Origin of the sequence: uncultured Roseobacter sp., from assembly GCF_947499265.1 — a bacterium.
Classification (GTDB): Bacteria; Pseudomonadota; Alphaproteobacteria; order Rhodobacterales; family Rhodobacteraceae; genus Roseobacter.
The window spans coordinates 461256-483206 of record NZ_CANMNK010000002.1 but is presented as its reverse complement, the minus strand read 5'-3'; the positions used below and the strand labels follow the sequence as shown (position 1 = coordinate 483206).

25 protein-coding genes are annotated in these 21951 nt (G+C 61.4%); 11 read left to right on the top strand and 14 right to left on the bottom strand.

All coding sequences use genetic code 11. The features are described from left to right. The first annotated feature begins 2 nt into the window (after positions 1-2). From Q1A63_RS06980 to Q1A63_RS06960, 5 genes are all read left to right on the top strand, one after another. Positions 3-1238 carry a sigma-70 family RNA polymerase sigma factor gene (locus Q1A63_RS06980; RefSeq protein WP_298969791.1) on the top strand — a complete coding sequence of 412 codons (1236 nt, stop codon included), beginning with the start codon at positions 3-5 and terminating at the stop codon, positions 1236-1238. Between the two features lie 68 nt (positions 1239-1306). Next, positions 1307-1693: a VOC family protein gene (locus Q1A63_RS06975; RefSeq protein WP_298969792.1), complete on the top strand. Its 387-nt coding sequence runs from the start codon at positions 1307-1309 to the stop codon at positions 1691-1693. 23 nt (positions 1694-1716) lie between these two features. Beyond that, on the top strand, positions 1717-2115 hold the full coding sequence (locus Q1A63_RS06970) for an MAPEG family protein (protein WP_298969793.1): 399 nt from the start codon (positions 1717-1719) through the stop codon (positions 2113-2115). After that, a complete protein-coding gene (locus Q1A63_RS06965) occupies positions 2115-2459 on the top strand; it encodes a TfoX/Sxy family protein (protein ID WP_298969794.1) in 345 nt (114 codons plus the stop codon). The genes Q1A63_RS06970 and Q1A63_RS06965 overlap by 1 nt, the downstream gene beginning before the upstream one ends. Positions 2460-2471: 12 nt before the next feature. Then, positions 2472-3131 carry a DUF2461 domain-containing protein gene (locus Q1A63_RS06960; RefSeq protein WP_298969795.1) on the top strand — a complete coding sequence of 220 codons (660 nt, stop codon included), beginning with the start codon at positions 2472-2474 and terminating at the stop codon, positions 3129-3131. Between the two features lie 12 nt (positions 3132-3143). On the opposite strand, the gene Q1A63_RS06955 is transcribed toward Q1A63_RS06960, so the two are convergent. Further along, entirely contained in the window at positions 3144-3587 is a 444-nt protein-coding gene (locus Q1A63_RS06955) for a MarR family transcriptional regulator (protein ID WP_298969796.1), read from the bottom strand. Positions 3588-3667: 80 nt separating this feature from the next. On the opposite strand from Q1A63_RS06955, the gene Q1A63_RS06950 reads away from it, so the two are divergent. Beyond that, complete coding sequence (locus Q1A63_RS06950; RefSeq protein WP_298969797.1) at positions 3668-4111, top strand: hypothetical protein; 444 nt, start codon at positions 3668-3670, stop codon at positions 4109-4111. 67 nt (positions 4112-4178) lie between these two features. Here the strand turns inward: Q1A63_RS06950 and Q1A63_RS06945 are convergent, their stop codons facing one another. After that, the gene (locus tag Q1A63_RS06945; protein WP_298969798.1) at positions 4179-4763 is read right to left on the bottom strand and encodes an HNH endonuclease; all 585 of its coding nucleotides are present in this window, start codon (positions 4761-4763) and stop codon (positions 4179-4181) included. Between the two features lie 224 nt (positions 4764-4987). Continuing rightward, positions 4988-6043, bottom strand: coding sequence for an alpha/beta fold hydrolase (locus Q1A63_RS06940; protein WP_298969799.1), 1056 nt, complete (start codon positions 6041-6043; stop codon positions 4988-4990). Positions 6044-6181: 138 nt separating this feature from the next. On the opposite strand from Q1A63_RS06940, the gene Q1A63_RS06935 reads away from it, so the two are divergent. Then, complete coding sequence (locus tag Q1A63_RS06935; protein WP_298969800.1) at positions 6182-7171, top strand: AraC family transcriptional regulator; 990 nt, start codon at positions 6182-6184, stop codon at positions 7169-7171. A gap of 143 nt (positions 7172-7314) precedes the next feature. On the opposite strand, the gene Q1A63_RS06930 is transcribed toward Q1A63_RS06935, so the two are convergent. The 4 genes from Q1A63_RS06930 to Q1A63_RS06915 all read right to left on the bottom strand — a co-directional run bounded on the left by Q1A63_RS06930 (position 7315) and on the right by Q1A63_RS06915 (position 10032). After that, on the bottom strand, positions 7315-7803 hold the full coding sequence (locus Q1A63_RS06930; RefSeq protein WP_298969801.1) for a DUF995 domain-containing protein: 489 nt from the start codon (positions 7801-7803) through the stop codon (positions 7315-7317). Between the two features lie 194 nt (positions 7804-7997). Then, complete coding sequence (locus tag Q1A63_RS06925) at positions 7998-8663, bottom strand: alpha/beta fold hydrolase (protein ID WP_298969802.1); 666 nt, start codon at positions 8661-8663, stop codon at positions 7998-8000. Then, positions 8660-9292, bottom strand: a complete 633-nt coding sequence (locus Q1A63_RS06920; RefSeq protein ID WP_298969803.1) for a DNA-3-methyladenine glycosylase 2 family protein — start codon at positions 9290-9292, stop codon at positions 8660-8662. The genes Q1A63_RS06925 and Q1A63_RS06920 overlap by 4 nt, the downstream gene beginning before the upstream one ends. Then, positions 9289-10032 carry a precorrin-6A/cobalt-precorrin-6A reductase gene (locus Q1A63_RS06915; protein WP_298969804.1) on the bottom strand — a complete coding sequence of 248 codons (744 nt, stop codon included), beginning with the start codon at positions 10030-10032 and terminating at the stop codon, positions 9289-9291. The genes Q1A63_RS06920 and Q1A63_RS06915 overlap by 4 nt, the downstream gene beginning before the upstream one ends. A gap of 75 nt (positions 10033-10107) precedes the next feature. On the opposite strand from Q1A63_RS06915, the gene Q1A63_RS06910 reads away from it, so the two are divergent. Next, positions 10108-11331 carry an MFS transporter gene (locus tag Q1A63_RS06910; RefSeq protein WP_298969805.1) on the top strand — a complete coding sequence of 408 codons (1224 nt, stop codon included), beginning with the start codon at positions 10108-10110 and terminating at the stop codon, positions 11329-11331. Between the two features lie 56 nt (positions 11332-11387). On the opposite strand, the gene Q1A63_RS06905 is transcribed toward Q1A63_RS06910, so the two are convergent. From Q1A63_RS06905 to cysS, 4 genes are all read right to left on the bottom strand, one after another. Beyond that, positions 11388-12158 (bottom strand): squalene/phytoene synthase family protein, encoded by a 771-nt coding sequence (locus Q1A63_RS06905; protein WP_299631127.1) that lies wholly within the window; start codon positions 12156-12158, stop codon positions 11388-11390. Further along, entirely contained in the window at positions 12148-12876 is a 729-nt protein-coding gene (locus Q1A63_RS06900) for a class I SAM-dependent methyltransferase (protein ID WP_298969807.1), read from the bottom strand. The genes Q1A63_RS06905 and Q1A63_RS06900 overlap by 11 nt, the downstream gene beginning before the upstream one ends. Continuing rightward, complete coding sequence (cimA, locus tag Q1A63_RS06895; RefSeq protein WP_298969808.1) at positions 12873-14492, bottom strand: citramalate synthase; 1620 nt, start codon at positions 14490-14492, stop codon at positions 12873-12875. The genes Q1A63_RS06900 and cimA overlap by 4 nt, the downstream gene beginning before the upstream one ends. 187 nt (positions 14493-14679) lie before the next feature. Beyond that, complete coding sequence (cysS, locus tag Q1A63_RS06890; RefSeq protein ID WP_299631124.1) at positions 14680-16110, bottom strand: cysteine--tRNA ligase; 1431 nt, start codon at positions 16108-16110, stop codon at positions 14680-14682. A gap of 222 nt (positions 16111-16332) precedes the next feature. On the opposite strand from cysS, the gene Q1A63_RS06885 reads away from it, so the two are divergent. After that, entirely contained in the window at positions 16333-17508 is a 1176-nt protein-coding gene (locus tag Q1A63_RS06885) for a pyridoxal phosphate-dependent aminotransferase (RefSeq protein ID WP_299631122.1), read from the top strand. A 50-nt stretch (positions 17509-17558) separates the two neighbouring features. On the opposite strand, the gene Q1A63_RS06880 is transcribed toward Q1A63_RS06885, so the two are convergent. Beyond that, positions 17559-18164 (bottom strand): outer membrane beta-barrel protein, encoded by a 606-nt coding sequence (locus Q1A63_RS06880; RefSeq protein WP_298969811.1) that lies wholly within the window; start codon positions 18162-18164, stop codon positions 17559-17561. 399 nt (positions 18165-18563) lie between these two features. Here Q1A63_RS06880 and Q1A63_RS06875 point away from each other — a divergent pair, with 399 nt between their 5' ends. Next, positions 18564-20102, top strand: a complete 1539-nt coding sequence (locus tag Q1A63_RS06875; protein ID WP_298969812.1) for a trimethylamine methyltransferase family protein — start codon at positions 18564-18566, stop codon at positions 20100-20102. A gap of 107 nt (positions 20103-20209) precedes the next feature. Here Q1A63_RS06875 and Q1A63_RS06870 read toward each other — a convergent pair whose 3' ends face one another. Beyond that, complete coding sequence (locus tag Q1A63_RS06870; protein WP_298970479.1) at positions 20210-20404, bottom strand: hypothetical protein; 195 nt, start codon at positions 20402-20404, stop codon at positions 20210-20212. 305 nt (positions 20405-20709) lie between these two features. Between Q1A63_RS06870 and Q1A63_RS06865 the strand changes: the two genes are divergently transcribed. Next, positions 20710-21213: a sigma-70 family RNA polymerase sigma factor gene (locus tag Q1A63_RS06865; protein WP_298969813.1), complete on the top strand. Its 504-nt coding sequence runs from the start codon at positions 20710-20712 to the stop codon at positions 21211-21213. Positions 21214-21677: 464 nt separating this feature from the next. On the opposite strand, the gene Q1A63_RS06860 is transcribed toward Q1A63_RS06865, so the two are convergent. Continuing rightward, a complete protein-coding gene (locus tag Q1A63_RS06860; protein ID WP_299631119.1) occupies positions 21678-21893 on the bottom strand; it encodes a DUF3892 domain-containing protein in 216 nt (71 codons plus the stop codon). Positions 21894-21951 lie beyond the last annotated feature (58 nt).

Sequence of the window (21951 nt, the reverse complement as noted above, 5' to 3'; positions counted from 1 at the left end):
GCATGTCGGATTGGCTGGAAGCGAGCTTTGCCCACCAACGCCCCAGGGCTATTGCAGCGCTGACCCGGTATTTTCGCGACGTGGAAACCGCCGAGGAAGCCTTTTCAGAGGCCTGCATCAAGGCCCTGACCGATTGGCCCAAAAACGGGACGCCGCGCGACCCCTTTGCCTGGTTTCTGACCACAGCCAGACATGCAGGCCTCGACAAGCTGCGCAAGGCACAGCGCCAGACGCGCCTGCTGGCGGAAAACCGGATTGTCATGGAAAGCGATGCGCCCCCGCCCCCCGATCCGCATGAATTGCGGGATGATGTTCTGCGCCTTCTGTTCATCTGCTGCCATCCGGCGCTGGAGCGACAGGACCAGATCGCCCTTGCCCTGCGGATCGTGGGCGGGTTGACCGTGCCGGAGATTGCGCGGGGCTTTCTGGCGAAACCCAAGGCGATGGAACAACGCATCACCCGTGCCAAAAAGAAGATCGCCGCCCAGCCGGTGGCCTTTGAAACCCCCAGCCCGCGGGAACGCGGCAGGCGTCTGGGCGAAGTTTCCCTGATGATCTACCTGATGTTCAACGAGGGGTGGTCGACCTCGGATGCGCCAACGCAAATCCGCCTGACGCTTTGTGAGGAGGCGATACGGCTGGCCCGGCTGATGACAGAGCTCTTCCCCGGCATGGGCGAACCGGCGGCCCTGCTGTCCCTGCTCCTGTTCCAGCACGCCCGGCGCGACGCACGCATCGATGCGACCGGACATCTGGTGGCGTTTGAGGATCAGGATCGGCAGCTCTGGGACCGTGCGGCGACTGCGGAAGCCACGGCATTCTTCCACAAGGCGCAGCGGATCGGGCATCAGGGCCCCTACCGCATCCAGGCGGCCATCGCCGCAGAGCATGCCGCTGCGCCAACGCCGGCGCATACCAACTGGCCGGTGATTGAGGCGCATTACGCCGCTCTTCACGTGTTGCAACCGACGCCGGTGATCCGTCTGAACCTGATCGCGGTGCAGGCCAAGACACAAGGACCGGAATTTGCGCTGCGCGAGATGGAGACGTTGAAAACGGATCTTCGGACCTACCGGTGGTATCACACGATGCGGGCTGCCTTGCTGACACAGACGGACCGCCCGGAGGCTGCCATCGATGCCTATCGCGCGGCCTTGGACCTTGGGCCAACCGGGCCGGAACGCACCGTGATCGAAGAGAAAATCGCCGCGTGTCGAAAAAATATGGAAGGCCTGTAGGATCGCAGGCCGATCACGCGTCCTTGGTTCAGTCCCCGATGTGGGACACCGCAACAAGGAGCGACATTATGAGCATTCTCGACATGACAACCATCGGCAATTCCGGCTGGATCGGCCATTCAGGACCAGACCAGAACGCGGCCAAGACGTTCTACAAGGACGTGCTGGGCTGGACGATCAACGACATGCCGATGCAGGACGGGTCCAGCTATTCCGCCGCTGCGGTGGGTGAAACAGCCATCGGCGGCTTTTCCCCGATGCCGGAGGAAACCGGCGTCTGGACGATCTATTTCACCGTGGCCGATGTGGATGCAAGCGTGGCCACCGCGCAGGCCAAAGGCGCGACGCTCGTCGCCCCCGCAATGGACATGCCAGGGGTCGGGCGCATGGCGACGCTGACCGATCCGCATGGCGCGCGCTTTGCCCTGATCACCTATGAAAGCATGACCGGCTGAGCGCCCTGAGAGGAGACCTGACCATGGACCAGATGCCGCAAACAACGCTGATCTTCACCGCCCTCTTCGTCCTCATGAGCGTGCCCATTTCGATCCTGGTAGGCCTGCGGCGCGCGGAGACCGGTATCATGATGCTGCATGGCGATGATGAGGATCTGCTGCGCCGTATTCGCGCGCATGGCAATTTCATCGAATATGTCCCGCTGGCTCTGCTGGCCATGGCCGGGGCCGAGATCGCAGGCGCGCCCTCCTGGCTGGTGCTGGCCTGCGGGGTCGCCTTGCTCGCCGCGCGGCTGATCCATTACGTTGCCCTGCGCCGGAACCCCACGGGGTCGGGGCGCCTGATCGGAGCGGCCCTGACCTCGCTCACGATGCTGGTCCTCGCGGCGTCGATCCTGCTGACCCTGGGCGGGGTGATCTGATGCCGCAGGACGAAGAGCTCATCGCAAGGATGCGGGCCGCCCTTGAGGGGCATGCCGGGATCAGCGAAAAACGGATGATGGGCGGCACCTGTTTTTTCCTGAACGGTCATATGCTGAGCGGTGCCCGGCGCGACAAGGATGGCCTGCGCCGTTTCATGTTCCGGGTCGGCAAGGCGCAGGAAGCTGCCGCCCTGCGCAACCCCGTCGCGCGCCCGGTTGTCCAGGGCGCGCGCAAGCTTGGTGGTCTTGTGCATGTGACACATGATGAGTGCGACGCAAAAGAGTTACAGGAATGGCTGCACCTCTGCCTCACCCACGCGGCATCCCTGCCCCCTAAATCCTGATCCGGAGGCCCCATGGATCCATTTGACCATTTCTCACCGCAGGCCCTCACCTTTTTGTCGGACCTGAAGGCGCATAATGACAAGACCTGGTTTGCAGCGCACAAACAGGTCTACGAGCAGGAGATTAAAGAACCCGCCAAAGGCTTTGCCCTGGCCATGAGCGCGGCACTAAGCACGACAACCGGCAGAGCGCATCACGCGAAAATCTACCGCATTCACCGCGATATCCGTTTCTCCAAAGACAAGACACCCTACAACACTCACATCCACCTGTCCTTTGCGCCAGAGGAGGGAGGACCCAACGCGCCGATGTGGTTTTTCGGGCTTGGCCTCGAAAGGCTTTCGCTGGGCTGCGGGGTGTTTCAGTTCGACAAGGACGGGCTCACGGCGTTTCGCGCCCAGATGGCAGGTGACAAGGGCGCCGCGTTGATCGCGCTGACCACACGTTTGCAGGACACGGGCCTGCGTGTCAGTGCACCGGCATTGAAACGCGTGCCTTCGGGCTTCGACAAAGACCATCCGCATGCGGAAGCACTGCGCCGCAAGGGGTTTTCGGCCTGGAAAGACATCTCAGACACTGGGTTTGTCACGCAGCCCGACCTTGTGACCAGAACAGTGTCAGAGATGACCCCCCTGCGTGAGGTGTTCGACTTCCTGTCGGATATCGCTTGAGCGAAGCAGCTATCATGCCGGGGGCGTGTCACTTTTCATGGCCAGAATGATCCTCTGCGCCAGGTCCAGAAAAACGCCCCTCTCGGCCTCCGACAGCCCGACAAGCGCATCGGCATTCTGAGCCACCGCCGCGGCAATGGCGGGTTCTTTCAACGCGCGCGCCTGATCCGTTAGCCAGACCCGTTGCACCCGACCATCCGAAGCATCCCGTTTGCGCACAATCATCCCGTCCCGTTCCATCCGGGTCAGCGTATTGGCCATGGTCGCCTGTTCGATATCAAGCCGGGCCACCAGTTCCTTTTGCGTTAACCCGTCTTTCTCCCAAAGCTCCAAAAGCGCCGGAAAGGTACCGGTCGTCAGGCCCAGCGGCTTGATCCGCTCCGACAGGCCCCGTGCAAAGAGCCGCGCCATGTGATTCACCAGATATCCGGCAGAGTGGTTTTGAAAGGATGTCATTCTTCTGAATACCACTTGCATAGCAAGCTATGCAATATTATATAGCTTGCTATGTTAAATCATGCATCAGGAGCAAACCAATGGTCAAAACCCTTCACCCAATTGCAGGAGGCATCGCCCTGCTCACGATCTTCACCTTCTGGATGTCGACGATCCTTTCAGAACTCTTTGGCAGCACCGCGGCAATCGTCATGGTGAAAACGCTCATTCCCTGGGGCTTCGTGATCCTGATCCCGGCCTTGATGACCGCAGGCATCACAGGTGCAACACTCTCGAAAAAGTTCCGCGGACCTTTGGTTGCCAAGAAACAAAAACGGATGCCTTTTCTGGCGGCCAATGGCATCCTGATCCTGATCCCCTCGGCGCTTTACCTATCTTTCAAGGCACAGGCGGGCGACTTCGATGCAGCATTCTATGCGGTGCAAACCATCGAACTGATTGCGGGCGCGGTGAACATTGCCTTGCTGGGGCTCAATATGCGCGACGGATTGTCCCTGACCCGGTGGCGGCGTCGCCTGACCTGAGCCTCGGCGGGTGATTTTAGATCGCATCCTGCGTTGGACGCAGGCCGCGCGGCGCCCTTACGGGGCTTCAAGCCTCCAGCTCGGCATCCCAATAAAGGAAATCCATCCAGCTTTCATGCAAGTGGTTGGGTGGGAATTTGCGGCCCATGTTGCGCAGTTCCTCTGCGCCCGGTTGACGCGGCGGCTTGCGTAGGGACAGGCCAGTGCGGTGCAGCGGTTTTGACCCCTTCTTGAGATTGCAGGGCGAACACGCTGCCACCACATTCTGCCAGCTCGTGACCCCGCCGCTGGCGCGGGGCACCACGTGGTCAAAGGTCAATTCGCCCTTGGCACCGCAGTACTGGCACCTGAATTCGTCCCGCAGAAATAAATTAAAGCGCGTGAAGGCCACGCGCTTTTGAGGTTTCACATAGTCCTTGAGAACAACGACCGACGGTATTCTGATCTCGGTACTCGGGCTTCGGACAATATCGTCATATTCGGCGACGATATCGACCCGGTCGAGCCAAGCCGCCTTGACGGCTTCCTGCCAGGGCCAGAGCGACAGCGGGTAGTAGCTGAGCGGCCGATAATCGGCATTCAGCACCAAGGCCGGCCTGTGCCTCAACGCCGCCGGGTTGCGCGTAAAATCCGTTCTGAAATCGCCGTCCATGTCTGGGCTCACCCTATGCCGATTTGCCTGTACCCTCGCGCCAACCGCGCCACCAGCGCGCGAGTCTCAAGAAGACTATATATCGTGGTTGCAAGCTGACAAGTCCTAGTGTGACCACAATATCTCGCCATTTGGTTAAGTCGATTCCGTAACGATTAAGTGACAGTTATCCACAGGCGCACTCCGGACGGGCACAAGACCCGCCCGGCGCGCGACTTTACGGGTTATGGCATCACACCGGTTTGACGCAGGTGGTCCAGGATCAGCGCAAAAATCCGGTCGTGCTGGGCCACGCGTTCCTCAGCGCCCTTGACGCAGACAATCTCGTCGCCGGGTTCCTCCCGCTTGAGGATCTCATAGCCACCCTCGACACAGGCGCCCATGAAATCAAAGTGTCCCGCATCTTCGATTTCCACATGAGTGACCAGCGCGTCCGGCAGGGCCGCTGCAAGGGCGCGGGACTCGACGTCCTGATTGAGCATATCCTGGCGCCCGGACCCCAACACCAGCACCGGCATGTCGATGGCCTGCAGGCTGGCCGGAGCGAAGGTCTGCGCGCCGCCGAGATCCAGCGGGATCACCGTGCGGATACGTGGATCGGACCGGTCGCTCTGCAACATCTCAAGATCATCCGCATTGTGCCCGACCTTCCAGCCGTCGAGCACATCACAATCCACGCGCTCCGGCGCATCAACACAGCCGGCGGCAAAATGCGCCGCATCATGCCTGGCACCTGCCGCGGCCATCACCGTATAGCCGCCCAGCGAATGCCCCGTGGCAGCCACCCGGGTGGGGTCCATGTGATCGGCAAACCGCGGATCGGTCAGCAGCTGGTCAAAACTGACGCTGAGATCGGTGGCACGCAGCCATAATTGCCGGGCCTGATCCGGGTCCCGGCCAAAGCTGGTGGTGCCGGGATGGTTGGGCAGGATCGAAATCACCCCCTCGGCGGCCAGCCTTTTCGCCAGCCACGCCTGATTGACCGAATTTCCGTACATCCCGTGCGAGATCATCACCACCGGGAAGACACCCGGCGCGATGCGCGCATCCAGATGGCCGGTGATGTCGCGCCAGACGGCGCTGCCGCGCAACAGCTTTTCGTCTCCTTCGGCTTCGGTGGGGTACCAGACATGGCCGTCGAGCGCACGCGCGCCACCGGGATGGGCCGCCTGAAACTCGGCAACGCCCGGGCGGTGGTCCTGCGCCTCGGTCAATGTGGGCGACAGCGCGATGAGAGCGAAGCTCAAACTGGCGGTCAGGTTGAAAAGGTCTCGGGTCATGGCATGCATCCTTTATGTTGATCTGCGTGATGCTGACCACTTGAGCCGTTTGGGTTTTTCGGGCAATGGAGAGGCTGTCCTGAAAGCTGTTTCAGGACAGGTTCGCGCCCCTAACGAGCAGGAAAGACAGTGATTTCCGTGCCCCTACCGCTTTTTCTGACCGGGCTTGCCGCCTTGATGGCGGCGTTCGTGATCACGCGGGGCTGGCTCGGGACGCGCGCCAAAACACTGTTTGTGGTGCTGGCTGCCGTGATGATGATCGAAACCATTCTGGTGGCCCTGCGCTTTGCCTACCAGATTGAGGGCGTGCTGGTGATCCAGCGGTTGCTGCCCTTCTGGATTGGCCCGCTACTCTATCTGGGGTTTCTGGCGCTCAGCGACCGTGCAGAGCATCTGCGCCGCCTTGTCGTCCGTCATCTGGGCTGGGCCGTGATTATGACCCTGGTGGTCGCCGCGGTGCCGCATGTCCGTATCGCGCTCGATTTTCTGATCGCCTTCAGCTACGCGTTTTACGCCATGCTGCTGATGCGTCTGTGGCGCGGCGGCCCGGACCGGTTGTCGCAATTGGCCGTGGCCCATATTTCCAAGATGCGGCGCTTCATGGTGCTGGGTGTGCTGCTCCTGGCCGTGACCTGCCTGATGGACACGGTGATTGCCGTCGATTTCATCCGCAACGAGGGGGCAAACGTCACCCGGATGCTGTCCCTTGGTAGCCTGATCCTCATCGCGCTCTTTGCAGGAGCCGCCTTCTGGATCGGCAAGGCCCCCGCCGGCAAGGAGACCACCACATCCCTCTCTGATCAGGACGATGATGTCGTCACCCGCGCCACGCAGTTTTTGGAGGAGACCCGGCTTTTCACCGATCCCGATCTATCGTTGACGCGGCTGGCCCGGCGCATTGGCGTGACGGATCGGGCGCTGTCCACAGCCGTGAACCGGCAAACCGGCAAAAACGTGTCGCAATTCATCAACGGGTTTCGGCTGGCGGCAGCGGCTGATCTGCTGCGCGCCACCAATGACCCGGTGAGCGCCATTGGCGAGGCAGCAGGGTTTCTGACCCGCTCCAATTTCTACACGGAATTCCAGCGCGCCTATGGCCAAAGCCCGGGCGCCTATCGCAAAGGCTAGACGCAGGCCCGCATCCCGCCGCACCTGCACCGTTGCCGCGAAGATGTGCTCCCTGCCTCAAGAACAGAAAAAAGGGACACATATATATGTGTCCCTTTCCGGCGCGGCGCCCGGGCCTGCCTCTGGGAGGACAGGCGGACCCGCTACCCGCCTACGGCCTTGCGGTGCGCGTTGTAGGCGGCTTCGATCCCATTACCGCTCGTGATCTTGTCGGGATTGGGCTTGTACCATTCTTCCTTTTCATGATGGCGCTGCCAAAGCCGCCCCTCCTTGTCGACGACATGCCGCCAGCAGTTTTTCTTGACCTCATCCGGCTCGTCCTTGTCTTTCCACTCCCAGACTGCCTCATAGCAGAGCGTGCCTTTCGAGGTCACATACCATTTGCCATCGGCGTAGGACTTGCTGTCGTCCTTTTCGCTGGTCCAGACGGCCTGAAATACGCCGCTGCCGCCCCAGTAGGACCCGCCGCGTGACCAGTTCCAGGTGTTGCCCAAATAGGCTTCGATGACCCGTTGCGGATCAGCCGGTTTCGATCCGCGCGGTTTTTTATCCGCCAATGCGGCGGTGCCTGCGGTCATCAAAGCAACGGTCATCACGGCGCCCAAAGCACCTTTCATCGTTTTAAAAATCATATTTTCCTCCAAATGAAACGTGCCTCTATTCCACGCGATTCCCCCGAACCGCGTCATGATCCATCTGGACTATGCCGGTGAAAAAGCCGTCATTTACTTCTGGCGTGAGGATTTTCTGTGAGGACGGCAACCGGCCACAATGAGCTTGCGGGTGCGTGGCCTTGATCGTCGATGGCGCGTATTGCGACAGGCCGCTACAGGCTGAGCTTGTCCCGCATGAAGGCCAGCGCCACCGACAGACCGTCCGGCGCGATGCCGTGGCCCGTGCCCTTCATGATATGCGCATAGACGTCTTTCCATCCCGCTTCCTGCAATGCCTCTGCCGCCTGGGGCAGCGACTGTGGCGGGACAACATCGTCCGCATCCCCGTGCACCAGCAGGATCGGCGGGCGCACAACCACCTCATCCGCCAGTGTTTCGGGGCTGAGCAAACGGCCCGAAAACCCGACCACACCCGCGATCTCATCTTCGCGGCGCGGGGCAATGTGCAGCGCCATCATAGTGCCTTGGCTGAAGCCAAAGAGCACGACCTGTTCCGGCAAGACATCCTCATCCACCATCAGCGCGTCGAGAAAGGCGTTCAGATCCTCAACCGCCTGCATCATCCCGCGCATCGATTCCTCTTCGGAGGAGCCGTCAATCCAGGGGATCGGAAACCACTGAAATCCCATTGGGGCACCGGCGCAGGCTTCGGGCGCGTCAGGCGCGACAAAAAGCGTGTCCGGCAGGTGTTCACCCAAAGGGTCGGCGAGACCAAGAAGATCGGCACCATTGGCCCCGTAGCCGTGCAGGAACACGACAACGGACCGCGTGTCCCCGGATACCGGCGCACGCCGCCCTGCATTCAAAACCCGTGTCATGTAATCCCGTCCCTTTGCTTTGCGTGTCTGTAGTAGGCAAAGAGCAGCCGCGCCGCAACCGACCGCCAGGGCGACCAGTTTTCCGCCAGCTGCCGCAGGACCGGTTCACGTGGGCGTTCGGGCAGGTCATAGAGAAGGCGCGCCGCTTCCTGCAGCGCCAGATCGCCCGGGGCGAATACATCGGCACGTCCCAACGAAAACATCGCATAGATCTCGGCAGTCCAGACGCCGATGCCGGTGACGGCGGTGAGTGTTTTGACAACCTCTGCGTCAGGCGACTGGCGCAGTGCTGCAAAGTCGATCTCCGCCGCGGCCAGCGCATGGGCATAGCGTGCCTTCTGACGACTGAGACCGAGATCGCGCAAATCGCCCTCGGAGCGGGCACGCACCGCCTCGGCGTCAATCACACCCGCCGCTTCCAATTTGCCCCAAAGCGCGCGGGCCGAGGCGGTGGAGACCTGCTGGCTGACAATCGCACTGAGCAATTGGGCGAACCCATCCGGTCTGCGCCGCAGGGGCAGCGGCCCGGTGGTTTTGTAGGCCACCGCCAGGACAGGATCTTGTGCCGCCAGCCACGCAGCACCTTCGGCAACATCCGCGTCGGTTTCGACAATCCGGCCAATGCTCACGGATTGGCTTCCCAGGCCAGGGCTTCTGCGACGGTTTCAACCACGGGCATGGCCACTGGCGGATCCGGCCGGTCAATCATGGAAACCCGCACGCCCAGACGCCGTGCAGCAAGCAGTTTGGACATGCTCGCAGCGCCCCCAACATTCCGACAGATCAGCATCGAGATGCGGAGATCGCGAAACAATTGCTCTTCATGGCGTTGCGAAAAAGGCGGTTTCCCAACCACATAGCTCACGAAGGAAAACGGGGGCGGCGCTGTTGGGTTTTGGGTTTGGCGTAGAAACAGCGCCTGCCCGGCAAATTCGGCAAATTCCGGCAGCGAGGCGCGGCCGGTATTGCTGAAAACCCGCGCATTTGCCGGGATTTCCTTTGCGGCCTTTTCGACCGAAGTATAGCGTATCCACCGGTCCTGGCCAGTGGGACGCCAGGAGGGCCGCAGCACCCGCACGTAACGTAGATTTCTCTTTGCGCATAGCACCGCCGTGCGGCTCGAAATGGTTGCATCGAACGCGTGGCTGGCATCGATCACACAGGCCACCTGATTGTCCTCAAACCATTGATCCAAGGCATTCGCGTCATGAAACGGACCGATCCGCGTGGGCACCGGCAAGGGGTCAAAGACGCGTTCCGGCTCCGGCAGGCTGGCAATGACGTTGCGCCCCCGGGTCACCAGCCGCGACACGATGCTATGCGCCTCGCGTGCACCCGCCATGACCAGAGTTTTTGTACCGTTCCGCATGGAGCGACTTTATGTCAGATCGCCGGGGGTGCAAGAGGGCTTGCTCACTTCGCGCAAGAGGATTACGCACACGGCATGCAACATGTGGATGATAGTCGCGCCAAGCGCAACGTGGCGGTGCTGGTGATGGCACAGGCCTTTCTGGGCAGTCAGATCACCATGATGTTCGTTGTCGGCGGTCTGGCCGGGCAGCAAATGGCCGTGAATGCCTGCCTTGCCACCCTGCCGATTTCAATGATTGTCTTTGGCTCGATGACCACGGCACCCTGGCTTTCGGGGTTGATGCAGCGTTTTGGTCGGCGTGCGGGCTTTATCGTCGGCGCGGCGGGGGGGCTTCTTGGGGCCTCGATTTGCGCCTATGCGCTGACCCTCTCGAATTTCTGGATCTTTCTGGTCGGCAGCTACCTGACAGGCATCTATATGTCATCGCAGGGTTTTTTCCGCTTTGCCGCTGCCGATACCGCCTCTGATGCCTTCCGGCCTAAAGCGATTTCCTATGTCATGGCAGGCGGGCTCCTGTCTGCCATCATCGGGCCGCAGCTGGTGGGGTATCTGACCAGCACTAATCCCGACGCGACGGTCATGCGGTTCTTTCCGGTCTATCTGGCTGCCATGGCGCTGAACGTCATGGGCATGTTCCTCTTTGCCTTCCTCGACATCCCCAAGCCGCCCAAAAAGACGGTGGACAGCCCGCATGGTCGTTCCCTGGCAGAACTGTTGAAAACGCCGCGCATTGCCGTGGCTGTCATCTGCGCCATGGTGTCTTACGCGCTGATGAACCTGGTGATGACCTCCACACCGCTGGCCGTGGTTGGGTGCGGTTTTGCGGTGGCCGACGCCTCCAATGTGGTGACCGGGCACGTGCTGGCGATGTTTGCGCCGTCCTTTTTTACCGGCCATCTGATCGTGCGTTTCGGCGTGGAGCGGATCATGGGCCTGGGTCTGCTGATCCTGGGCGCCGCCGGGGCTGTTGCCCTCTCTGGTGTGGAACTGGGGCATTTCTTCGTGGCGCTCATCCTGCTGGGGCTGGGCTGGAACTTTGGTTTCATCGGGGCCACGACGATGCTGGCAGGCGCGCATGCGCCGCATGAGCGCGGACGCATGCAAGGACTGAACGATCTGCTGGTCTTTGGCGGTGTGACCTTGGCGTCGCTGTCTTCCGGCGGTCTGATGAATTGCTCCGGCGGCACGCCGCAGGAGGGCTGGGCCGCGGTCAATATCGCGATGGTGCCTTTCCTCGTGCTTGCGGGGGGGGCGTTGATCTGGCTGGTGCTGCGGCCCAAAGAACAGACCGTCTGAGGGGGCGCTGCCCCCGGTGCGTCGCACCTCCCCGGGATATTTTTAGCCAGAAGAAGTCAAATACGGCGTTTCAGGCGTGCGAGGATCAGCGCGGCGCTGCGCAGGATCGCAGGTTCCGCCAGCTGGCCGCGGGCCACAAGCTGCGGGGTCTTTTGTACGCGGCGCAGGATGCCGCGCGCACGCCACCCTGAGAGCAGCACCAGACGGGAGGGCGCGCTCAGGCGGGTTTGCCGCTTGAGATCACTCAAGGCGGCGTTTGCGAGCTGCGACAGCGTTTCCGGTCGCCCGTCGTGCATCGGTTTTTTGCCCCGCGCTTCCAGCTCAGGCAGCGCCTGCATCCAGTTGGCCAGTGCGATGGCGCGCGCCACCTGGCGAAAATCAGCTTCATCCTCAGCGGCGGCGTCCAGCGCGCGCGCCGCCGTCCACAGCAGGTTGCCAGTGGTCGCGTCGAGATATTGCCACAGCGCGGCTTCATCCTCGAAGGCGTCAGTGCCAATGTCCCAGCGACGGGCCGCCACCAGATCGTCTAGTAGCCTGGCCCCTGTGGCATCAAGGCAGGCGGCGAGCGGCGTGACCACTTCGTGGCGGCGTACTGGGATCCCTTCGGCGATTTCCTCTAGGGCATCGCGCCACCACTGCAAGCGCATTTCCGCGATCATCGGTTCTTGTGTGAGCCAGGGCGCGCGGGACACCTCGACGTTGAAAGCATAGAGCGGGAAGAGGATGCGCCGGGCCGTGACCGGGCTGGCCATCGTGGCCGCAAATCGGTCCGGGTCGCCTTTTTCCACCAGCGCCGCACAGGCGTTGAGGTCCGCGTCAAACTGCATTCGGGCGCACAACGCTGAGCAGATAGCCGAAGCTTTTGCGATGCGCACGCCAGACCGCCGCTTCGGTGCGGGCCTCCTCCAGAACCTGCGTCAGCGCACCACTTGCGCCGGGGCTCAACTTTGCGATGCGTTGATCAAGCGGCCCGTAGTAGTCTTCCCAGGCCCTGTCGGATATTTTGCGGGTCGCCAGAGTGGTATAGCCTGCGGCCTCCACCCACGCAGCCACGCCCGCCACATCGGTCATCTCAGGATAGTCCGCCCAGAGGTCCACCGCCGCTTTCGGGCGGTCCTCGGTGAACCAGCAGACCTGGGAGAATGCGACCACGCCGCCGGGGGCGAGCGCCTTACGCCAGCACTGCAATCCTTCGGTCACGCCCAGAAAATAGAGCGCGCCGGCACACCAGATCATATCGTAGGGGCCGGTGATGTCGGACATGTCCGCCACCGAAAGCGTTACATTCGGATCATCGCCCTGCCGCGCGCGGGCCTGCTCCACAAAGCCCGCAACCTTGTCCATCGCGTCGACATGCCCCTGAGGGGCCACCCGGCGCAGCGCCGCGATATCGGCACCCGGACCACAGGCGGCGTCACAAATCCGCGCATCAGGTTTCAGATCGGCGATCTCTGCGGCCCAGGCCACATCGGCGTCTTCGCCGGGTCCCTCGCGCGGCAGATCGCGGTGCAATTCGAAAAAGGCGTCCCAGTAGGCGTCGCTCATGACGCAACCTTTCGGTCGCGCAGCAGTTTCCAGCGGATCGCATCCAGCAGCGCCTCGAAAGAAGCGTCCACTATGTTCGCGGACACCCCGACCGTCGACCAGCGCCGCCCCTGCCCGTCTTCGGAATCGATGATCACACGGGTCACCGCTTCGGTGCCGCCCTGGGTGATGCGCACCTTGAAATCCACCAGGCGCATGTCGTCGATGATCGCCTGATAGGGCCCAAGATCCTTGGCCAGCGCCTTGGCGAGCGCGTTTACGGGGCCGCGATCCGAGCCCGTCTCATCCATGGATTCGCTCACCGACAGCTTTTTGACACCATCGACTTTCACGACCACCACGGCCTCCGACAGGCTGATCATCTTGTCATATTTGTTTTTGCGCCGCTCCACCGTGACGCGGTAGCGTTTGACCTCAAAGAAGTCCGGCATCTGGCCCAAGGCCGCGCGGGCCAGAAGTTCAAAACTGGCCTGCGCGGTGTCATAGGAATACCCCTCCGCCTCTCGCGCCTTGATCCGGTCGAGGATCAGGCCCAGCGCTGGGTCGCCTTTTGCCACGGTAATGCCCGCAGCGGTCAGACGTTCGCGCAGGTTGGATTGCCCGGCCTGGTTCGACATCGGGATGATGCGCGCATTGCCCACGTCATCGGGCGCGATGTGTTCATAGGTGGTCGGGTCCTTGGCAATTGCCGAGGCATGCAGCCCCGCTTTATGCGCGAAGGCTGAAGAACCGACAAAGGCCGCCTGCCGGAACGGCACACGGTTGAGGATTTCATCCAGCATCCGACTGGTCCGTGTCAGCCCTTTCAGCGCTTCTTTCGTTACGCCGATCTCAAACCGGCTGGCATAGGGCTCTTTCAGCAGCAGGATCGGGATGATCGAGGTCAGGTTGGCATTGCCGCAGCGCTCGCCCAGACCGTTCAGCGTGCCCTGGATCTGGCGCGCGCCGGCATCCACGGCCGCGAGCGTGCAGGCCACGGCATTTTCCGTGTCGTTGTGCGTGTGAATGCCCAGATGATCCCCCGGAATGCCCGCGGCAATCACCTCTGCGGTGATCCGCCCGACCTCTTCGGGCAGCGTGCCGCCGTTGGTATCACATAGCACAATCCATCGCGCGCCCGCGTCATAGGCCGCACGCACGGTTTCCAGCGCATAGGCCGGGTTGGACCGGTATCCGTCAAAGAAATGTTCGGCATCAAACAGCGCCTCGCGCCCCGCGGCCTTAAGGTGGGCCATCGACCGCGCGATGTTCTCAGTGTTGTCTTCGAGCGCGATCCCGAGGGCCGCGCGTACATGAAAATCATGGGTTTTGCCCACCAGGCAGACCGCTTTGGTGCCCGCGTTCATGACCGCGGCAAGGACATCGTCGTTTTCCGCGGACATGCCTACACGTTTGGTCATGCCAAAAGCCGTCATGGTCGCGTGGGTCTTCGGGGCGGCATCGAAAAACGCGCTGTCGGTGGGGTTGGCGCCGGGCCAGCCGCCTTCGATGTAGTCAACGCCCAGCGCATCCAGCGCTTCGGCGATGGTACGCTTCTCTTCGGTGGAAAACTGGACGCCCTGCGTCTGCTGCCCATCGCGCAGGGTGGTGTCGTAGAGATAAAGGCGTTCGGTCATGGCTGTCTTTCGCAAAAGTAGATGGCTCGGCGCAAGCCGCGCGAAAACGACGGTCCGGGTTGTAAGCCCGGACAGTCCCCGACCGCCCCCCCGGGCGGGGGCTTCACCCTCACCCGCGGTCGAGGGCCGTCCTCTGGCATTCGAGCTACGACCGAACTGAAGACCGAGTTATGTGCGGCCATGGACATCACTCCCCGCCCCATACTCGATCCAAAACATTCACATCGAAATTTGCGAGCTTGCTGAAATCTGTACCGTTGGCAGTGTCTCGTATCTCAACACCAGCGCGAATAAGGCCATCCCTGATGCGGTCGGCTTCAGCGAAATCCTTACGGCGGCGAGCAGCGTTGCGCCGTTGCATTAAATCGGACAAAAGTCCCGTTTCAGCGTCAGTGAAACCTGGAACCGTTGCCCAAGCCGGTACTTCGCCCGGCCAAAGCCCTAAAATGTCCAATCCAAACAACAGCGTGTTGACGTCTCCGCTGTTCGCCAAATGGTGTAACAACGTGATGGCTTCTGGAGTATTCAGATCATCGCCTAACGCATTTTCAAGAGGTGAGTACCTACTCGCAGTGTCGGCAAGTCCGACAAGACGATACCATTTCCGCAGAGTCTTCTCCGCCTCCTCCCGCTTCTTCTCCGTCCAGTCCATCGGCTTGCGGTAGTGCGTCGAGAGCATCACAAATCGGATGACTTCGCCCGGCACGCCCTGATCCAGCAGATCGCGGACGGTGAAGAAATTGCCCAGGGATTTGGACATCTTCTTGCCCTCGACCTGCAGCATTTCATTGTGCATCCAGACCTTCGCAAAGCCGTGCCCCGCGCAGGTCGATTGCGCTATTTCATTCTCGTGATGCGGAAACTGCAGGTCGATCCCGCCGCCGTGGATGTCAAAGGTCTCGCCCAGCAGGTCATGCGCCATGGCGGAGCATTCGATGTGCCAGCCGGGGCGGCCCCGACCCCAGGGGCTACTCCATCCGGGCAGATCATCGGTTGAGGGCTTCCACAGCACGAAATCCATCGGGTTGCGCTTGTAGGGGGCCACTTCGACCCGAGCGCCTGCGATCATGTCGTCGACAGACCGCCCCGACAGCTTGCCATAGCCTTCTTTCCAGCTTTCCACGGCGAACAAGACATGGCCTTCGGTGGCATAGGCATGGCCCTTGTCGATCAGATCGGAGATCATCGCGATCATCTGATCGATATATTCCGTGGCGCGCGGCTCCGCCTTCGGCGAAACCTCTCCTTTGATCGACGGCCGCAGCGCGCCTAACGCATCCATATCCGCGTGATACCAGACGATGGTCTCATCCGACCGCGCGCGGATCAGCTCTTCCAATGTACCAGGTTCCCCCGCCGCCTTGCGCTTTTGCGCGGTTTCATTGATGCGGTCATCCACATCGGTGAAGTTGCGCACATAGGTCACGTGATCCGCGCCGTAGACATGCCGCAGCACCCGGTAGAGCACGTCGAACACCAGCACAGGCCGCGCATTGCCCAGATGCGCGCGGTCATAGACGGTGGGTCCGCAGACATACATCCGCACGTCATTCGCATTGATGGGTGCGAAGTCTTCCTTGCTGCGGGTCCTGGTGTTGTAGAGCTTGAGTGTCGTCATGACAGGCGTCCTTGCGCGGGTGTGGCGCGGGCATAGCAATCTCGATCAGGGATGAAAACGACCTAAAACCGCCCGCTGGGGGTGATCAGCAAATAATACAGCAAATGAGCGTGGTTTGGGTCATGCGGCATCCCTACCGCGCGCGCGCATCCGCGGTCAAGGGTGATTGACGAATCGTGCGCCCTCTGCGCCCCTGCGCGGACGCGAGACAGGGAGGCGACAATGCAGTTATCGACGCGGATTACCGGGCTGACCGGGGGAGGATCTGACGGCTGGGACGTGTTTCTCAAGGCGCGCGATATGATCGCCCAAGGGGTTGATGTGACCGAACTGACGATCGGTGAACATGATATCCGCACCGCCGCCCCCATTTTGCAGGAAATGCATGCCACAGCGATGGGGGGTCATACCGGCTATGCCGCGGTGCCGGGCACCGGCAGCCTGCGTGATACCGTCGCTGCGCGTGTTGCCGAACGTACCGGCGTGCCCACGACCCGCAAGAACGTGCTGATCACGCCCGGCGGGCAGGCAGCGCTTTTCGCCGCCCATATGGCCGCTTGCGACCCCGGTGACACGGCGCTCTATATCGACCCTTATTATGCGACCTATCCCGGCACACTGAGGGGCGTAGGTGCGATCCCGCAGGCCATTGAGACCCGTGCGCGGGACGCGTTTCAACCCAGAGCAGAGGCGATCAGAGCGCATTCGAAACCGGCAAGGTCGCTGCTGATCAACACGCCGAACAATCCTACCGGCGTGGTCTATTCCGATGCGACCCTGCAGGAGATCGCCGAGATTTGCCAGACCGATGACCTCTGGCTCATCTCGGACGAAGTCTACGACACGCAGGTCTGGGAGGGGCGGCACCTATCGCCGCGCGCGCTGCCCGGCATGGCCGAACGCACCCTTGTTGTCGGATCAATGTCGAAATCCCATGCGATGACGGGCTCACGCTGTGGCTGGATTGTGGGCCCGGAAGCCGCGATTGAACGGCTGATCACCCTGGCCACGCATACCACTTATGGCGTGCCCGGGTTCATACAGGACGCCAGCCAGTTTGCCTTGACACAAGGCGAGGCGTTCGAGGCTGAAATCGCCGCGCCCTTCCAGCGTAGGCGCGCCATCGCCACGCATGTGCTGGCGCAGCAGAACACGGTCGGCCTGGTGCCCGCGCAGGGGGCGATGTACCTGATGCTCGACATCCGAGCGACCGGGATGACGGGCGAGGATTTTGCCTATGACCTGCTGGATGCGCACCACATTGCCGTCATGCCGGGCGAAAGCTTTGGCACCTCAGCGGCGGGACATATCCGGGTGGCCATGACGATTGAAGATGGCGCTTTTGAAAGCGCGCTCCAGACGCTGTGCGACCACGCAAAGACACTGGCGGCAGCATAAAAAAGACCCGGCAGGCAGTTGCCGCCGGGTCTCGGTACCATCATCCGCAATCAGAACTGCCAGGAGGCGCGGATTGTGAATGTATCAGCTTCGGCATCGAAACCGGAATTGCCGCCGATGTCGCTGAAGTCATGCATCAGGTATTCACCCGAAACGATGAATTGTTCTGTCGCTTTATACGACACACCGACACCATAGAAATCACCGGTGTCGCTGCCGACGGAGGTGTCCACCTCGGCCAGACCTGCGGTTGCATAAAGCAATGTGCGGCCGAAATCATAGCCGCCGCGCAGCTTTGCGCGCCAGACTGAATCGATGGAAGCCCCTACAGGCGACAGATCCACGCTGGCGTCGTCATAGTCCAACTCGCCACCCACAACCCAGGAACCGAAGTCGTAGTTGTACCCGGCGTGCAGACCGAAAGTGGTGTCATCACCGCTGTTGCCCGCAAGCCCGGATTCGCCGTCAGCATCCAGATTACCGATCTGCGCACCTGCGTAGAAACCGGTCCAGTTACCACCCGTATAAACGGGCGCAGGGGGTGGTGCGGCTGGCGCTGGTGCAATGGTGGGTTCGTCTAAAGCGCCGGCAAAGGCGGGTCCTGTCAGAACAAGGGTCAAGGCCGTTGCGGCTGCTGCACTCAAGATATTCTTCATTTTCATATCCTTGATTTAGGTTTGGGACGCTCTTACGCGCGCCCTTGAACTACTAACTGGGCAGCAGCCCAAATGGTTCAATGCACAGCATGTCAATCATATGTGAACGGGCCAAAACGAGCCGGTATTGGCGCAAAATCCCGCCGCCACTTGGCAATTCTCCGCTACGTGGCCCCGTACGCGCGCACAATCCAATTGCGACATGAGGTCGCAAACAGGCTTGACCGGTCAAATCGCTTCGCTCCAGATTGTCATAGAAGAAGGAGCCGGGATGCAAGGTCATCTGAGCAAGATTAACCTGATCATACGAACGATCGGTGCGGAACGCGGGCGCGCGGCCCGGGGGCGACCTGTTTAGCAACAGCCGCTTTTGACCGACACTTCTCTTAGGACCACATCATGACACAACGCACCCAATCCCGCAGCGGAGGCCGCTCGGCCCGCCGTGCTGCGCGCGCGGCCCCTCTGGCCACCCATCTGCGCCCCATTCGCCCCGGCATGGAGGGGGGCCGATACGCGCCCCTGACCCCTGCTGAGATGGACCGCATTCATGCCACCGCACTGGATGCGCTGGAACAGATCGGGCTGGCCGATGCGCCGCCCTCTGGCATCGAACATCTGACCCGGGTTGGCGCGATCCTGGGCGAGGATGGGCGCATCCGGTTTCCCCGCGCCCTCATTGAGGACACCATCGCCCGGGCCAACCGCGCCGTGACCCTGATGGGCCGCGACCCGGCCCATGATCTGCAACTGTCGGGAAACCGCGTGCATTACGGCACCGCGGGGGCGGCCGTGCATCTGGTGGAGATCGATGGCAGCTCCTACCGCGAATGCGGCGTTCAGGACCTGCATGATGCGGCCCGCATTGCCGATACGCTGGAAAACATCCACTTCCTGCAGCGCCCCATGGTCTGCCGTGACATCACCGATAATCTGGAGATGGACCTCAATTCCATCTATGCCTGCTGCGCCGGGACGACCAAACACATCGGCGTCTCCTTTACCGAGCCGGATTTCGTCAAACATGGCGTCGAGATGCTGCATATGATCGCGGGGGGGGAGGACAAATGGCGCGAACGGCCTTTTGTCAGCAATACCAATTGTTTCGTTGTGCCCCCGATGAAATTCGCCACTGAATCCTGCGAGGTCATGGAGGAATGCATCAAGGCGGGCATGCCGGTGTTGCTGCTCTCTGCGGGGATGGCCGGGGCCACCGCCCCTTCCACGATTGCAGGCGCGATTGTGCAGGCGGTCTCGGAATGTCTGGCCGGTCTGGTCTATGTGAACGCCGTCAGCCCCGGGCATCCGGCGGTGTTTGGCACCTGGCCGTTCGGGCTGGATCTGCGCACCGGTGCGATGACCGGCGGGTCCGGCGAACAGGCCCTGCTCACCGCAGGCTGCGCGCAGATGCACAAGTATTACGACCTGCCCGGTGGGGCGGCGGCCGGTATCGCGGATTCCAAACTGCCCGACATGCAGGCCGGGTGGGAGCAGATGTGCTCAAACGTGATGGCCGGGCTGTCCGGGCTGAACATGGTCTATGAGGCGGCGGGCATGCATGCCTCGCTGCTGGGGTTTTGTCATGAATCGCTGATCTTGGGCAATGATCTGATCGGTCAGGCCCTGCGCTGCGTGCGCGGGATCGAAGTCAGCGATGAGACCCTGGCGCTGGAGCAAATCCGCGAGGTCTGCATCGGCGGACCCGGCCACTATCTGGGCACCGAACAAACGCTGGGCCGGATGCAGCAGGATCACGTCTACCCGGAGTTTGGCGACCGTACCTCACCAAAAGAATGGGATGAATTGGGCAAACCCGATCTGATTGAAAAAGCCACGGCGCGCAAAAACGCTATTTTGGCCGAGCACTCCGCGGCGCGGTTCGATCCCCGGTTGGATGCCGACATACGGGCGCGTTTCAACATTCACCTGCCCGCGTAGCACCTACCGCTAAAAGATGTCCGGATCCTGGGGGAGGACCCGGACACCTTGGACCTCAAGCCTCGAGTGTCAGCTCTGTATCAAAGGGCGAGAGGTCTGCTGGCTGTTTAGGCCGGCATCAGGCCAGCTTCTTGCGCGGACTGTACTTCTGCTTCGTCGAGTGCGCCGTCAGCATTCAGGTCCATCGTGGTGAAGGACTCTGCGGTGATGTCAGGATAAACTGCCTGAACCTCATCGATTGTCAGAACGCCATCACCATTCGCATCTGCCGCCAGCTGTGCGAAAGCCGCGGAGGCCGACATCAGTGCGATCAGTGCGATTGTGGGTTTGGTGATCAGTTTCATTTGGGTACTCCCATTAAAGTTTGAACAAAAGTGTCCAAGGCGCTGCTCTGCGCCTCACTTTGTCAGATGCATGAAAAGCCGGTTCCGTCCGTGCCATCTGATGGTGGGTTCCAATCGCGCCATTCCCCGCCGATCTGCCCGGCGCACAGCGGCGGTGCATCGCCTAAAAAGGGGCAATTGACATAATCGGCAAAAAGCCCCCGTCTGGTGTGCAACTTTTAAGGTGCCATGTTGGTTTTGTTCCACCCGAAAAGGAGCTCGACATGTACCAGTTGCACCATCTTCCCGACGAACTAGACGCATTGTTGCCCCGGCTATCGGCGCGTGCACGGCGTTTGAGCGACAGCCAGAGCGATGCCGACGACCTGGCGCAGGAGGCCGCGCTGAAGCTCTGGACCACGCTGCACAAGGGGACCGACGTCGACGATCTGGAGCGCTACGCGATGACCATTCTGCGCAACCTGGCACGGCAAAGGTGGCGCTCTGACAAGCCAACTGACCCGCTTGAGGATGAAAGCGCCTCTGTCCCACCTACGGCGCCTGCGCGCATGGCCTGCGCCGATCTCGCTGTCGCGGTCGATAAGCTGCCCGAGTCTCAGGCGCTGCTGATCCAGATGATCGCTGCGGGCGAGACCAGCCCTTCCGCTTTGGCCGAACGCACCGGCCTGCCCGTGGGCACTGTGATGTCGCGTCTGGCGCGGGCCCGTGCAACGTTGCGACAGGAAATGGGGATCGAACGCAAAGCGCCGGTGTCGGAGCTTTTCTGACCGGCCAAACACGCGCCCGGACCCGGCTCTCAGTGGCCTGATTTCCTCGGGTGGATTTCAGGCCGCGGGCCGGCTTCGCGAGAGCACAGCCCCCCCCTTTGCAACGCGTTGGTGCCCGGAAAAAAGGGGAGATGCAAAAGCACCTCCCCAAGGTTCGCCGTTCAGGCTCAATATGTTAACCGCTCGGTATTTTTCTGCCTGCGGCCTGAACGTCGTCGAGGGCGAGCGCACCCGCCCCGGATATCAGAGAGGCCAAGGTCCCACCCTGCCCGTCCCCAATCACGTTGGAAATCCTGTGGATTTCCGACGCGTGAGACAGAGCGGAAAACGTCCTCGTTTTCTGCGGAGTCTCACCCGCTAATATCGGAAGCGACCGGCCCGCCGTCCGCTTCCCTTGTTCGTCGGGGTGCGGCCTGCCTTCGCAGAACCGCGACCCCTACACGTCCCCCAGGGACGCGTTTGGCTTAGCCCAGGTTGTTCCTCTTCGAACCGTCTGGGTTTGAAGCGACGTACTCAACCCGACCATTGCTTCGGACGTGGTATTCGGGGTGTTTTCCCTGCTTCACTTCATTTACTAACTTTGTCCTCGGAACCTCCGCAGATTTCCCGCGCACCTTGAAGCGCGTATTCAAACCAGTAGAGCTTTCCTTGGTCACTTTAATCTTCGGTGTTTTGGCCATTTCATTGACCTCCTTATCCACAGGTTACGAGCTTTTGTTGGTGGCAAACCTGTGGGTA